This window comes from Acinetobacter sp. YH12136, from assembly GCF_013418545.1.
Taxonomy (GTDB): domain Bacteria; phylum Pseudomonadota; class Gammaproteobacteria; order Pseudomonadales; family Moraxellaceae; genus Acinetobacter; species Acinetobacter towneri.
The window spans coordinates 1-12241 of record NZ_VPBV01000042.1 but is presented as its reverse complement, the minus strand read 5'-3'; the positions used below and the strand labels follow the sequence as shown (position 1 = coordinate 12241).

The window sequence follows — 12241 nt, the reverse complement described above, 5'->3', positions numbered from 1 at the left end:
AAAGTTTTACGTACTTTAACTGAATCAACCTATGAAATTCAGCCTCAGCAAAGTCATTATGAATCTCTCGAAGTAGATGAGTTCTGGAATTTTGTTGGAAATAAAAAGAATAAACAATGGCTTATTTACGCCTATCATCGAGAAACAGGTGAAATTGTTGCTTATGTTTGGGGTAAACGAGATTTAGCTACAGTCTAACAATTGAAGACAAAGCTTAAACAATTAGATATTCACTACACCCGAATTGCAAGTGATCATTGGGACAGTTTCATCACTGCTTTTAAAAATGGTAAGCAAAGTATTGGTAAATTTTTTACTGTAGGTATTGAAGGCAATAATTGCAAAATAAGGCATAGAATTAGGCGTAGCTTCAGAAGAAGCTGTAATTTTTCAAAAAAGCTTGAAAACCATTTTAAAGCTTTTGATTTAGCCTTCTTTTCTTTTACATCAATAATGGCTTCATTTAAAGGCAGCATACTTTTTGAAGCACCACCAAAATTTTATGTTAAGTAGAGACTAAAAATGCCCTTGATTAAGGGCTTACAAGGGCATTTTGTATAAGGTGTATTATGTTAATTTTAGAATTTCTTCATTAGATAATTTTTGATAAGCTAAATCCATTAGGACTAATTAAGTAAATATGAGCAATTGGGTCAATGTCACACAGGATAAGTCTACAGGTATAGAACTAATTCATGCCCACTTCAAAGGCTTTGCATACGATCCTCATCTACACTCAAGTTATCTTATAGGGGTAACAGAGTTAGGACATCAACAATTCAATTGTAGAAAAAAAATTATTGATAGCTATCAAGGTCAAACTTTCATGCTTGAACCTGAAGAAGTTCATGATGGTAATGCACCAGATCCTCTCGGCTTCACTTATAAAATGATGCATTTAGATCCAGCATGGTTAAAAAAAAGCTATGAAGGAATATTTAATGAGCCTATCGAACTTGCTATCGAATCAACCCTACGTTCTGATCCTCAACTTTCACATTTGATACTTTCAACCTACAATATATTGAATAACAATGAATCTCAATTGATGAAAGATACGTATTTAGATCTTTTATTAGAAAACTTAGGTAATACCCCCATTTTTAATTGAATTAATGGGTAGAAAATCTAAAGCCTTGTTATTGTTTAAAAATAGGTGGACAACCATTTACTGACATATGAGGTCGTTCATGATTATAAAAGTACTGCCAGTCAGTTGTATAGTCCTGCACCTCGCTCAGATCTCGAAATAAATATTGATTTAGACACTCATAACGTACTGTACGATTAAATCGCTCAACATATGCATTTTGCTGTGGATTGCCTGGTTGAGTAAATACATGCTCAATACCATGCTGATCACACCACTTTTCCATCAGCTCACTTATATACTCTGGGCCGTTGTCGGTTCTAATGCGTTTAGGTTTGCCTCGCCATTCAATGAGCTGATCAAGTCCTCTCAGTACACGTTCTGCTGGCAATGAAAAGTCAATCAATATATCCAATGACTCGCGATTATAGTCATCAATCACGTTGTGAACTCGATAACTACGTCCATCACTGAGTTGATCGTAAGCATCCGGCTAACACAGCCTTACCAAGCGATCCTATAAGCCTTAATTTAGTCCCCACCTAAAAACAAGTGGGGACTTAATCCATGAACATGGATATATATTCAGCAACACCTCCTATTGCTAAAAAACGCAGAACATACAGCAAAGAATTCAAACTCAGTATTGTCAATGCCTGCAAAAATCCTAATACCTCGATCGCTTCGGTCGCACTGCAACATAGTATTAATGCCAACCTTGTCAGTCGTTGGATCAGGATCCTCAGCCATCATGATGGTGCCGTGCAGGATCCTACTCATGTGAATCCAGCATTTATTGCTTTGCCTTACACTGCTGCAATCAGCCAACCTATTGATGAGAGGATCACGTTGTGTATCACCGTGCCTCATACGAATAATGATATTCAGCTAAAATGGCAGACATCAGAAATACCTGCCTTGGCAGAATTACTCAAGGCACTGGCAACATGATCCGTATCAATGAAATTTGGCTCTCTACCCAGCCCATGGATATGCGAGCAGGAATGGATACTGTCATGGCTCAGGTGGTGAGAGCCTTTGGCTACATCAAACCGCATTGTGCTTACCTGTTCTGTAATAAACGTGGCCATCGCATGAAAGTGCTGGTACATGATGGACTGGGCATCTGGCTGTGTGCCCGGCGGCTGGAACAGGGAAAATTCCACTGGGCGCAGGTTCACCAGGGTGAAAGCATGGCGATCAGTCCGGAACAGTTACAGGCATTAATCCAGGGTTTACCTTGGCAGCGCATTGGACGACAGCAGGTGGTGACGATGCTTTAAACCAGGCTGGTCCATTCTGCTATTCTCCAAACGTTCTATTTCCTCTGCGTCATGACCTCAGGCATACTGCGGTCATGAATACGCTGCCCGACTTAAGCCAACTGACCCATGAACAACTGCTGGAATTTACCAGACAGTTGGCAATGCAGCATCAGTCTCTGGCACAATCAAATCAAGAATTAGAAAAATCAAACCAGCAATTGGATGCCAAAGTTCAACATCTTTCCATTCTCACGCAAAAATACGAGCATGAGCTCGCACTATTTAAACAGCACAAATTTGGCAGTAAAAACGAACATCTCACCGCAAAACAAATCCATCTGTGGGACGAAGCGGTTGAAGAGGATATCGCAGCAGTTGATTTGGAACTGGAGCGGCTGAATGCAGATAAAACCGATGCAGCGACAGAGAAAGCCACAGTCAACAAACCTAAACGTCGACTGCTGCCGGATCATCTACACACCATCCGTATTGAGCATGAACCTGCATCAACCCAATGCAGTTGTGGCTGCCAGTTACGTCGTATCGGCGAAGATATCAGTGAAAAACTGCATTTCAGACCGGCACAGTTCTATAAGGAACAGCATGTGCGTGGCAAATGGGTCTGTGATCAGTGTGACACCCTGACTCAGCAAGCGATGCCCGCCTATGTGATTGATAAAGGCATTGCTTCACCTGAACTGCTCAGCCATGTGCTGGTATCGAAGTATGCCGATCATTTACCGCTGTACCGTCAACGTCTGATCTATCAGCGGGCAGGCATTGATCTATCTAGATCAACGTTATCTGACTGGATAGGTCGCTGCGGTGTAGAACTGGAGCCTCTGGCCAATGCCTTAAAACAGGTGGTGCTGCAACAGCAGGTGCTGCATGCAGATGAAACACCAGTCACCATTATGCGGATGGGTGATGATGAGAAAAAACCGAAGAAAGGTTATGTCTGGGCCTATGCCACCACACAGTACAATCCAGTTCAAGCGGTGATCTATGACTTTCAGGATAGCCGTTCAGGTCAGCATGCAGAAGAGTTCCTGAATGGCTGGCAGGGCCATCTGGTCTGTGATGATTACAGTGGTTATAAAGCACGCTTTAAATCAGGCGATGTCATTGAGGTGGGCTGCATGGCACATGCACGTCGTAAATTTCATGAACTGCATGTGACTGGGAAAAGTCAGATCGCTGAACAGGCATTAGTGATGATTCAGAAACTGTATGCGATAGAAGCAGAACTCAGGAAAAAGACCGATAGTACAGCAGAACACCGCCGCGAATACCGACAACAGCACAGCCAACCGGTGATGCAACAACTGTGTGAATGGCTCAACCAACATTATCTGACGGTGCCATCGAGTTCTCCAACCGCCAAGGCCATCAATTACAGTCTGAAGCGTTGGCCAGCCTTAAGCCGCTATCTGGATGATGGCAATCTACCTATAGATAATAATTGGGTGGAAAACCAGATGCGACCTTGGGCGTTGGGACGTAAGAATTGGCTGTTTGCAGGTTCGCTGCGCAGTGGTCAGCGAGCGGCAAACATCATGACGTTAATCCAGTCAGCAAAGCTGAATGGCTTGGATCCGTATGCCTATTTAAGTGATGTGCTGAAAAGGTTACCGACACATAAAGTGACCCAGATTGAAGAGTTACTGCCACACTGCTGGAAACCTAAATTGAATTAAAAATTGGTATGGGATTCAGCGGACGCTTACAGTTGATCATGCATAAAGTCCATTGACCATGATTCATTCTTAGCTGTCGGTACTGCAAGGGTTTCTGGCTGTTCTCGTTTAATCCGCTTATTAGGCTTGATTCTTAAATTAAGCTCAAGCTCCTTATAAATGCGATAGACACGTTTGTGGTTCCATTTGTATTTTTTAACATTACGCAAATACAGGAAACAAAGCTTGAAGCCCCATGTTTTATGATCATTGGTTAATTGAATCAACCATTCGGCAATCTGTTGATTCTCTTCATCTAAACGAGCTTTATAGCGATAACACGTTTGACTGACTTTAAAAATTAAGCAGGCCATGCTGATTGAAATCTTAAATTGCTCAGTAGCTTGCTGAGCAAGTGACTTTCGCTGAACAGGCCTTAAAACTTTTTTAAAAGTGCATCTTGCAAGATGTCTGACTTTAGCCGCTCATCAGCATACATGCGTTTTAAACGGGCATTTTCAGCCTCAAGTTCTTTAAGCCGCGTCATCATTGAAAGATCCATGCCGCCATATTTGGACTTCCACTTGTAGAATGTAGCAGAGCTCATACCATGTTCGCGGCACAAGTTCGGTATGGGTGTTCCTGCTTCAGCTTGCTTCAAGATACTCATGATCAAGCTGTCTGAATACTTAGATGTTTTCATAGAAAATCTCCTTAAATCAAGGTTATTCGATTTTCTACTTTTAAACTCAATTATTTTTAGGGAGGATTACCGTTTGCTTGGTTATAAAAAAGTGGAGAGATTAAAAAGCTGCAAGGGCGATCTATGATCGTGCATTTACCCTTGCGGTCTTTTTTGAACGAACTATAACCAGAAAAAGCAAAGCCCTTAGCACACTAAAATATTAGGTACGTCAAGCGGTATCTTGGATAGTAAAATCGAACGGAAAAAAAGCACTTGATATACTTATCAAGTGCTTTCCTAGCCTTTATGTTCGTAAATAAACCACTTGTAACTTGTAACTTTTTTCATGTTACAAGTTACCACTCGTGGTAGTTACCACAAAGCCACATGTTAACATTAAATAATGTTAAGCATTTCATGGAAAAGCTTTTCTATAATCTTTAAGGCTTCTTGTGTACTTCTTGCTAGTCTAGGGACCTCTTTAGCTCCTTGGAAGCTGTCAGTAGTATACCTAATAATTTATCTACATTCCCTTTAGTAACGTGTAACTTTCCAAATTTACAAAAGCGACTCATAGAATTATTTCCTCCCGTTAAATAATAGATAACTATTAAAAATAGACAATACTTGCTCATAAGTAACGGTACTTAAATTGTTTACTTTGGCGTGTTTCATTGCTTGATGAAACTGATTTTTAGTAAACAGTTGACGATATTCTCGATTGACCCATTTTGAAACAAAGTACGTATATAGCTTCCAATATTTATCTGGAACATCTGTGGTATGGCGGGTAAGTTTTATTAAGACACTGTTTACTCTTGGTTTAGGATGAAAGCATTCCGCTGGCAGCTTAAGCAATTGCTGAATCGAGACTTGAGTGTGCAAGAGCAACCCTAGTGTTCGGTGAATATCCAAGGTACGCTTGTAGAATCCTTCTTCAACAATCAGATAGATGTCAGACGCATGGCTTTCAAAAACCACTTTTTTAATAATTTGTGTGCTTAAATGGTAAGGAATATTCCCAACAATTTTATACCTCTGTTTGTTAGGGAATTGAAACTGTAGAATATCTTGGTGAATTAAAGTGACACGAGTATTCAGTTTTAATTTTTCTGACGATAAGTTGAATAGATGACTGTCTAATTCAATAGACGTTACCTGTTTACTTATTTTAGCCAGTTTCGTCGTTAAATGCCCTTTACCTGTTCCAATTTCGTAAACGGTATCGGTTTCTTTTAAATTCAATTGTTTTATTATTTGGTTGAGTACTTTTTCACTCGTTAAAAAGTTTTGAGAATATTTTATATTAAAATAAGCCTTATATCCAAGCATAAAACAAGGTTGTCTAGACTTCTTTTAACAGTAAAGTTATCATAAAACTGAATTTTATTTTTTAGGTAAGTTTATGCATTCTATCCGCATTCGTTAAGACACAACTATTTGCATAGTGACACTATTTTATAATGGTGGGCTTTTGTTGTGTCTTTAAGAATATATGCGGATATATAAAGTAAAAGTATGCTTAATTTATAAGTATGCTTTTAGTGCATAGTTTCCAGTTATAACTTAATTGACTAGCTATTTGTCCACCCTGTGGATGAATAGCTTTTTTTTTGGGAGGACACTGTGATGCTAGCTTTTGTTTTCACCTAAATCCTGTTTGCTGCATAAAAAATTTCAAGAGCTAAACAGGAGTAAATAAAAATGAGTTTAATTATTAAAGCGAGAAACATACGCTTGGATTATGCTGGGCGTGATGTTTTGGATATTGATGAATTGGAAATTCACTCTTATGACCGTATTGGTCTTGTGGGTGATAACGGAGCAGGAAAGAGTAGTTTACTCAAAGTACTTAATGGCGAAATTGTTTTAGCCGAAGCGACATTACAGCGTTTTGGTGATTTTGCACATATCAGCCAACTGGGCGGAATCGAAATAGAAACGGTCGAAGACCGGGCAATGTTATCTCGCCTTGGTGTTTCCAATGTACAAAACGACACAATGAGTGGCGGAGAGGAAACTCGTGCAAAAATTGCTGCCGCATTTTCCCAACAAGTACATGGCATTCTAGCGGATGAACCAACCAGCCACCTTGATCTCAATGGAATAGATCTACTTATTGGTCAACTTAAAGCATTTGATGGAGCATTACTTGTTATCAGTCATGACCGATATTTTCTTGATATGGTTGTAGACAAGATATGGGAGTTAAAAGACGGTAAAATTACGGAATATTGGGGTGGTTACTCGGATTACTTGCGTCAAAAAGAAGAAGAGCGACAACACCAAGCCGTAGAATATGAGCTGATGATGAAGGAACGGGAGCGATTAGAATCTGCTGTGCAAGAAAAACGCCAGCAAGCTAATCGATTAGACAATAAGAAAAAAGGAGAAAAATCCAAAAACTCTACCGAAAGTGCTGGACGACTTGGGCATGCAAAAATGACTGGCACCAAGCAAAGAAAACTGTATCAGGCAGCTAAGAGTATGGAAAAGCGTTTGGCTGCATTAGAAGATATTCAAGCACCAGAGCATTTGCGTTCTATTCGTTTTCGTCAAAGTTCAGCCCTAGAACTGCACAATAAGTTCCCGATTACGGCAGATGGTCTGAGCTTAAAATTTGGTAGCCGTACTATCTTTGATGACGCTAACTTTATAATACCGCTTGGCGCTAAAGTCGCTATAACTGGATCGAATGGAACAGGGAAAACGTCCTTGTTAAAAATGATATCAGAACGTGCTGATGGATTAACCATATCTCCAAAAGCTGAAATTGGCTACTTTACACAAACAGGATATAAATTTAACACGCATAAATCTGTGCTCTCCTTTATGCAGGAAGAGTGCGAGTACACAGTTGCGGAAATTCGTGCAGTATTGGCTTCAATGGGGATCGGAGCGAATGATATTCAAAAAAACTTATCCGACTTATCGGGAGGTGAAATCATCAAACTGCTTTTATCCAAAATGCTTTTAGGAAAATATAATATTTTGCTTATGGATGAACCAGGAAACTATCTTGACCTAAAAAGTATTGCCGCATTAGAAACAATGATGAAGTCCTATGCAGGAACTATTATCTTCGTATCTCATGACAAGCAATTGGTCGATAATATTGCTGACATTATCTACGAGATCAAAGACCACAAAATCATCAAGACTTTTGAGAGAGATTGTTAATGATAGCCAATCTAATCCGAACATTAATTATTGAACTCTTTAAAGGAAATTAAAAATGACAATTCAAGATATTCAATCACTTGCTGAAGCACACGGCTTGTTGCTTACGGACAAAATGAATTTCAATGAAATGGGCATTGATTTTAAGGTCGTTTTTGCTCTTGATACAAAGGGGCAACAATGGTTGCTGCGTATTCCTCGTCGTGATGGCATGAGGGAACAAATCAAGAAAGAAAAACGCATTTTAGAATTGGTAAAAAAACATCTTTCTGTAGAGGTTCCTGATTGGAGAATTTCATCTACAGAATTAGTGGCTTATCCCATACTTAAAGATAATCCTGTTTTAAATTTGGATGCTGAAACCTATGAAATAATTTGGAATATGGACAAAGATAGCCCGAAATACATAACATCTTTGGCAAAAACCTTATTTGAAATCCATAGTATTCCTGAAAAAGAAGTTCGGGAAAATGATTTGAAAATTATGAAACCTTCAGATTTAAGACCTGAAATAGCAAACAATTTGCAGTTAGTAAAATCTGAAATTGGTATAAGTGAGCAATTGGAAACCCGCTACAGAAAATGGTTGGATAATGATGTTCTATGGGCAGATTTCACCCAATTTATACATGGCGATTTATATGCTGGGCATGTACTAGCTTCAAAGGATGGAGCTGTTTCAGGCGTTATTGATTGGTCAACAGCCCATATAGATGACCCAGCGATTGATTTTGCTGGGCATGTAACTTTGTTTGGAGAAGAAAGCCTCAAAACTCTAATCATCGAGTATGAAAAACTAGGGGGTAAAGTTTGGAATAAACTATATGAACAGACTTTAGAAAGAGCAGCGGCCTCTCCTTTGATGTATGGTTTATTTGCCTTAGAAACTCAAAATGAAAGCCTTATCGTTGGAGCAAAAGCTCAGTTGGGAGTTATATAATTTAAAAATATGATTGCTGAGAACTGCCTTGTTTTGAAACTTGGTTGGCTTTAATTAGTTTTTAGTATTCTTTATAGAAAATGCCTCGATCAAGGGGCATTTCTAACAATCATTTAACATAAAATTTCTTATGTGAAGTAACCTGAATGCAGCGGTGCCCCATTGGGGGCGCGTTGAGATAAGCCTCTTTTAGATAACTTTAGCAACTCGATAGACAGTTGCAACTCCACAATTCACTGCTTTGGCAATTTCTTCCTTAGTCATATTGCCAACTACTAGCAATTCTTTTATTCGTTTATGTTTAGCCTCATTTGCCTTCTTGCCTGTTGGTTTGTAACCCGAACGTGCCAGGCCCTGCTTAATACGTTCTATACGTTTCTCATTGTCTAGGCGGGCCATTGTTGCCAGAAGATCAATCAACATATTGTTGATGAGTTCCAAGATTGAATGAGTAATGCTGTCACTGGTTTGAATCATTTGGTAGGTAGTAGGAAGATCTGCTACGACTAAACGAAGTCCCTTCTCCTGGATCCTGCGCTTCAGCTCTTGAAAATCTCGTTGGGTTAGGCGTGATAAGCGGTCAATACTTTCAACTAACAATGTGTCACCTTGATTTGCTTCTGACAGTAGCTTATTCAATTCAGGTCGGTCTAACTTCGTACCACTATAGTTTTCCACGTACACAATGGTTTCACCCAAATTCAAGTTTTGGTTTAGATCCTGAAGAATCTGCAAAGCCCTTTCTGCATCTTGATCTTTAGTTGAAGCTCGTAGATAAATACGTGTATTCATTTCTATCATTTAATCTTAATTCTATTAGATTAATGATAATACTATCATTTAATTATTGCATTAAGTCTAATGATAGATATTGTATGCGATTTGGCTCGCTATCATTCAGGTATACTCTTTTGATAAAAAAAGCATAACTAAAAGCCATGCCTTGGGAATTCGTATAACGTGTATTATGTTAATTTTAGAAAATCTGTTTTAGTTTGTACCTTTTCAAAATTATGTAAAAAGCAAATAAAACACTTATCCAGAACAAATAATCAAAAATAAAATATAAGAAGATAAATTGATCTATTCCTATAATAATATTTAAAGGATCTAGCGCTATACTCCCACCTGGAGATACTTCACCATCTACTAAAAACTGTAAGGGAAATCCTCCTCCAATGACTTTAACTTTTCCAAGCTTGTCTACAACTATACGATCCACTAATGTATATTTCTGATAAAACAAAGATAAATAAGTAAAAATAAAAGATAAGCAATTGAAGTATAAAAATTTTTTCATAATTTCCTCTCATATATCTACTAATTTTAACAATTTTTAATCAGAGCCTTTTGGAATAATTTGCTTTAATTTCTCTATTACTCTCTCAAAAAATTCCTTTAATATGAAAAGATTAGAATTTATTTTATTAAGTTTACTTGCAGCCTGCAGTCCAGTTACAGAAAAAATTGAATCAAATATAGTTGTTCCACGTATTCAATATACGGGGGGAGCAGATAATGCAAGTTATAGTGAGGCTAAGCTTATTAGGGAAGGTAAATGCCTATACCTAGAACATGCTGATGGCTCTAAAGTTCTGCCAATTTTTGCTACAAAAACTCTAGATTGGGATACGGAAACTAAGAGCCTAAAAGTAGATTCGGATACTTATTTTTTAGGTGATAAAGCAGCATATGGAGGCGGAGAATCCTATCCTCTAGAAAAAAATAATTATTCTTGGATAACTGAAGTAGATCATAGCTGTGATACCTCAAAAGTTATAGTTATTAATCGACTCATAAGACCAATTGAAGAACTACCAAAATGAAGAATAGCCTATTTTACTGTCTTACATTAGTTCTACTTATAGGATGCCAGCCATTTGAAAAGGATGGATATATTTTTATTAAAAATCAGACTGATTATCCAATTACAGACCTTAAAGTAACTTATATTAGTGCTCAAAAAACTTATAGCTTAGGTACTCTTTATCCTTATTCAGAATATAAATACGCCATCAATTACGAGCGGCACAATGAGGATTCAATAATCTTTTCATATTTAGATAAAAATCATAAAAAGATTAATCAAGAAGTAGCTACGTATGCAGCCAAATATGATAGGAAAAGTTATGAAATAGTTATTCAATAGAATATAAATTACAATTACTAATTGAACGAAAAAACTTCAATTTGAAATTTCAAAAACTTGATTTTCCCACTAAACAACTATCCATTTAACATAGTGGTTGTTATACGAACTATCTTTGTAATGCATATTGCATTACAATATTCTCATGCATTCAATAAATGGGAAAATGATGGCTACTGTTAATTTCAGGGTCGATGAAGCCCTTAAAGAAAAGTCTTATTCCATCCTAAAAGAACAAGGAATTGCACCTACTGAGTTCTTTACTAATATTCTTGAATATATTGCTACGACTGGAAAGCTTCCAGTACAAAAAGCTTTACTCTCAGAGGAAGATGCTGATTTATTAGCTCTTGTTCGCAAACGTGTTAATGATCCTAAAGAGATGTTCGAGGAAGTCACATTAGATGACTTATAAGCTTTTACGTCATAAGGACTTCACTGCAGAATGGGAAAAGCTTCCTAGTGCTATACGAGATCAATTCAAGAAAAAATTAGCTAAGGTAATAGAGCAACCACATATTCCAAAGAATATGCTTAAAGGTGATCTTGCAGGCTGCTATAAAATAAAATTATTAAAAGCTGGTGTCCGACTTGTTTACCAGGTCAAAGATGATCAGGTAGTTATTTTGCTAATTACCGTTGGAAAACGAGCTGATAGCATTGTTTATGATGAAGCAAAAAAGCGGATAAAAGACTAAAAATGGGAGCTGCATGCCCCCATTTTTGGCTTCGTATAACGTGTATTATGTTAATTTTAGAAATAATTAAAAGTTTAGGAATACTAGTAGAATGCAGCTTATAGAAATAGAACCTTATTTTTGGGAACTATATGAGGATAGCGAAAATATATATCTCAATGTTCTTATAAATATGAGTGCAATTTCTTGGGAGAAAACTATCTGCTTAGATGAACAAACGATTCAGCAGTATCAGACTCAAGGAAAAGGTTTTATTGATGGCTTAGCTAAAAGGATTGAAAGTAGCCAATTTAGAAAAGATTATGAAAGATTTTACTCATATACAGATGCCTCCAAAGAACAGAAAAAAGAAATGCTTCAAGCATTTAATGAATATAAGGCTAAGCAAAATTAAATCCATTTAACATAATGGCTGTTATACGAGATGAATATGTAACTCCAAAATAGAAATGTCCGGTTTCTCCAAAGTAAAAATGTCCGCTTTTAGAATATGCGCTGTTGCAATTTTCTTAGCGGACGGTTTGATATGTTGGTGTCTATGTCGGATAAAGAACTTAA

Annotated in this window: 13 protein-coding genes and 3 pseudogenes; 11 read left to right on the top strand and 5 right to left on the bottom strand. The window is 37.6% G+C overall.

What is annotated here, in order from left to right:
• Both FTU71_RS13675 and FTU71_RS13670 read left to right on the top strand, forming a co-directional pair.
• Nucleotides 1-467, top strand: a pseudogene (locus FTU71_RS13675) (IS1 family transposase); the annotation flags it as partial.
• 173 nt (nt 468-640) lie between these two features.
• The gene (locus FTU71_RS13670) at nt 641-1111 is read left to right on the top strand and encodes an AraC family ligand binding domain-containing protein (RefSeq protein WP_020753607.1); all 471 of its coding nucleotides are present in this window, start codon (nt 641-643) and stop codon (nt 1109-1111) included.
• 28 nt (nt 1112-1139) lie between these two features.
• Here FTU71_RS13670 and FTU71_RS13665 read toward each other — a convergent pair.
• A pseudogene (locus FTU71_RS13665) lies at nt 1140-1574 on the bottom strand (IS3-like element ISAba20 family transposase); the annotation flags it as partial.
• Between the two features lie 83 nt (nt 1575-1657).
• On the opposite strand from FTU71_RS13665, the gene FTU71_RS13660 reads away from it, so the two are divergent.
• The 3 genes from FTU71_RS13660 (at nt 1658) to FTU71_RS13650 (ending at nt 4052) form a co-directional block, all read left to right on the top strand.
• Complete coding sequence (locus tag FTU71_RS13660) at nt 1658-2041, top strand: transposase (protein ID WP_067727918.1); 384 nt, start codon at nt 1658-1660, stop codon at nt 2039-2041.
• On the top strand, nt 2038-2373 hold the full coding sequence (gene tnpB / locus FTU71_RS13655) for an IS66 family insertion sequence element accessory protein TnpB (protein ID WP_180112098.1): 336 nt from the start codon (nt 2038-2040) through the stop codon (nt 2371-2373). Before FTU71_RS13660 ends, tnpB begins: the two co-directional genes overlap by 4 nt.
• A gap of 74 nt (nt 2374-2447) precedes the next feature.
• Nucleotides 2448-4052, top strand: a complete 1605-nt coding sequence (locus tag FTU71_RS13650) for an IS66 family transposase (RefSeq protein ID WP_180112099.1) — start codon at nt 2448-2450, stop codon at nt 4050-4052.
• A 29-nt stretch (nt 4053-4081) separates the two neighbouring features.
• On the opposite strand, the pseudogene FTU71_RS13645 reads toward FTU71_RS13650, so the two are convergent.
• Together FTU71_RS13645 and erm(B) are read right to left on the bottom strand one after the other, a co-directional pair.
• Nucleotides 4082-4734: pseudogene (locus FTU71_RS13645) on the bottom strand (IS3-like element ISAba20 family transposase); the annotation flags it as partial.
• A 561-nt stretch (nt 4735-5295) separates the two neighbouring features.
• Entirely contained in the window at nt 5296-6048 is a 753-nt protein-coding gene (gene erm(B), locus FTU71_RS13630; protein WP_154320141.1) for a 23S rRNA (adenine(2058)-N(6))-methyltransferase Erm(B), read from the bottom strand.
• A gap of 372 nt (nt 6049-6420) precedes the next feature.
• On the opposite strand from erm(B), the gene msr(E) reads away from it, so the two are divergent.
• The gene (gene msr(E), locus FTU71_RS13625; RefSeq protein WP_000052512.1) at nt 6421-7896 is read left to right on the top strand and encodes an ABC-F type ribosomal protection protein Msr(E); all 1476 of its coding nucleotides are present in this window, start codon (nt 6421-6423) and stop codon (nt 7894-7896) included.
• Nucleotides 7897-7951: 55 nt separating this feature from the next.
• Nucleotides 7952-8836, top strand: coding sequence for an Mph(E) family macrolide 2'-phosphotransferase (locus tag FTU71_RS13620; RefSeq protein WP_000155092.1), 885 nt, complete (start codon nt 7952-7954; stop codon nt 8834-8836).
• 189 nt (nt 8837-9025) lie between these two features.
• Here FTU71_RS13620 and FTU71_RS13615 read toward each other — a convergent pair whose 3' ends face one another.
• Nucleotides 9026-9637, bottom strand: a complete 612-nt coding sequence (locus FTU71_RS13615; protein ID WP_015060246.1) for a recombinase family protein — start codon at nt 9635-9637, stop codon at nt 9026-9028.
• Nucleotides 9638-9812: 175 nt separating this feature from the next.
• A complete protein-coding gene (locus FTU71_RS13610; RefSeq protein WP_004676058.1) occupies nt 9813-10136 on the bottom strand; it encodes a hypothetical protein in 324 nt (107 codons plus the stop codon).
• Between the two features lie 103 nt (nt 10137-10239).
• Here FTU71_RS13610 and FTU71_RS13605 point away from each other — a divergent pair, with 103 nt between their 5' ends.
• The 4 genes from FTU71_RS13605 (at nt 10240) to FTU71_RS13590 (ending at nt 12077) form a co-directional block, all read left to right on the top strand.
• Entirely contained in the window at nt 10240-10662 is a 423-nt protein-coding gene (locus tag FTU71_RS13605; protein ID WP_004676061.1) for a hypothetical protein, read from the top strand.
• A gap of 492 nt (nt 10663-11154) precedes the next feature.
• Entirely contained in the window at nt 11155-11400 is a 246-nt protein-coding gene (locus tag FTU71_RS13600) for a type II toxin-antitoxin system RelB/DinJ family antitoxin (protein WP_070154357.1), read from the top strand.
• Nucleotides 11390-11683, top strand: coding sequence for a type II toxin-antitoxin system RelE/ParE family toxin (locus FTU71_RS13595; RefSeq protein ID WP_004733298.1), 294 nt, complete (start codon nt 11390-11392; stop codon nt 11681-11683). The genes FTU71_RS13600 and FTU71_RS13595 overlap by 11 nt, the downstream gene beginning before the upstream one ends.
• Nucleotides 11684-11774: 91 nt before the next feature.
• Nucleotides 11775-12077 (top strand): hypothetical protein, encoded by a 303-nt coding sequence (locus FTU71_RS13590; protein ID WP_136144098.1) that lies wholly within the window; start codon nt 11775-11777, stop codon nt 12075-12077.
• Nucleotides 12078-12241 lie beyond the last annotated feature (164 nt).

Excerpts from the sequence above, each read along its gene's own strand:
- FTU71_RS13670 (WP_020753607.1), top strand. The coding sequence starts at position 641 with ATGAGCAATTGGGTCAATGTCACACAGGATAAGTCTACAGGTATAGAA.
- FTU71_RS13660 (WP_067727918.1), top strand. The coding sequence starts at position 1,658 with ATGAACATGGATATATATTCAGCAACACCTCCTATTGCTAAAAAACGC.
- tnpB (WP_180112098.1), top strand. The coding sequence starts at position 2,038 with ATGATCCGTATCAATGAAATTTGGCTCTCTACCCAGCCCATGGATATG.
- FTU71_RS13650 (WP_180112099.1), top strand. The coding sequence starts at position 2,448 with ATGAATACGCTGCCCGACTTAAGCCAACTGACCCATGAACAACTGCTG.
- FTU71_RS13620 (WP_000155092.1), top strand. The coding sequence starts at position 7,952 with ATGACAATTCAAGATATTCAATCACTTGCTGAAGCACACGGCTTGTTG.
- FTU71_RS13615 (WP_015060246.1), bottom strand. The coding sequence starts at position 9,637 with ATGATAGAAATGAATACACGTATTTATCTACGAGCTTCAACTAAAGAT.
- FTU71_RS13610 (WP_004676058.1), bottom strand. The coding sequence starts at position 10,136 with ATGAAAAAATTTTTATACTTCAATTGCTTATCTTTTATTTTTACTTAT.
- FTU71_RS13605 (WP_004676061.1), top strand. The coding sequence starts at position 10,240 with ATGAAAAGATTAGAATTTATTTTATTAAGTTTACTTGCAGCCTGCAGT.
- FTU71_RS13600 (WP_070154357.1), top strand. The coding sequence starts at position 11,155 with ATGGCTACTGTTAATTTCAGGGTCGATGAAGCCCTTAAAGAAAAGTCT.
- FTU71_RS13595 (WP_004733298.1), top strand. The coding sequence starts at position 11,390 with ATGACTTATAAGCTTTTACGTCATAAGGACTTCACTGCAGAATGGGAA.
- FTU71_RS13590 (WP_136144098.1), top strand. The coding sequence starts at position 11,775 with ATGCAGCTTATAGAAATAGAACCTTATTTTTGGGAACTATATGAGGAT.